The organism is Serratia sp. HNCC26DJ244 (genome assembly GCF_057180565.1).
The window spans coordinates 1-1,199 of record NZ_JBXUGO010000068.1; the positions used below are offsets into that span (position 1 = coordinate 1).

Annotated in this window: 1 pseudogene; it reads left to right on the top strand. The window is 55.9% G+C overall.

The features are described 5' to 3' along the window. A pseudogene (locus AC2A06_RS18555) lies at positions 1-1,199 on the top strand (autotransporter outer membrane beta-barrel domain-containing protein); the annotation flags it as partial.

Below are 1,199 nucleotides of genomic sequence, written 5' to 3' on the forward strand. Positions count from 1 at the left end.
GGATACCAGCAGTGATTTGAATATCACCACCACCGGGGCGTTGACCTTCAATAATGCGCTGACCGGGTTGGGGGATGTCAATGTCAACACCAACAACAGTGCGTTTAACTTTGGCAGTACAGTGGGCAGTGCGTTTGCCGGTACGGTGAATGTGCAAAATACCCTGTTTGCCCTCGCCGGTGATAATACCCGCGCGTTAACCTTGGCGACGCTGGATCTGGGCACGGGCAGTAATGCGACGGTCGGCAGCAACGGGGTGACCACCACCGAATCTGTCGGCAATGTAGACCTGAATGGCGGCACCCTGACGTTTTATGGTGACCTCCCGGGGGTACGTGCAGATGGCTTGCTCAGCACCGATAATTTTATTGCCACCGGCGGTACGGTAAATATTTTAGGCAATGCAGCAATAGATAACACCACCGGCAGTGGCTCACTGCTCAATCAAATGACCGGCAATAATGCCATGCAATTGGTGAGTGCCACCACGGCGACGGGGGCTGACCTGCTGACCTTGCAGATCAATGGTACTAACGTTGGGCAAAATACCTCAGACCAAATTGAACAGAATGGCGTGCATGTTGCCAACGGGATTTATGATTATGGCTTGAGCAACAGTGGCAGCAATGGCGCGGGCCTGTATATGGATTATACCCTTACCGCCCTGGAGTTGCTGGAAGATGGCAACGATGCGCTGGTGATAGCCACCGACGGTTTGCCTGGCTCCAACAACGACTTGCTGGTTAACGTGTTTGGCACCGGCGGTCTTGTACTGGACGGCACCTTGGCACCGTTAACCCTCTCCAACGGCACCAACAGCTACAGCGGCAGCACCACCATCCGTGGGGGCAGCGTGTTGCTGGGGGCCAGTGGGGCGCTGGGGAGTACCTATTTACTGGCCGTGAACAGCGGCAGTACCTTTAACCTCAATAACTACAACCAACAGGTGGGGAGCACCACCAATGAGGGCACGGTACTGTTAGGCAGCGGGGTGCTGACCAGTGGGCTATTCACCAACAATGGCATCATTAACCTGGGGACTGGCACGCTAACGCTGACTGCGGGCGGGACCTCCAGTACTACCGATGGGTTAACCGGCGCAGGTCTGTTACAGCTACAAGCCGGTACCTTCACTGTCAGTGCCGCCAACAGTGGGCTGACCGCTGATACCGACATTGACAGCGGTGCGACGCTGGTGC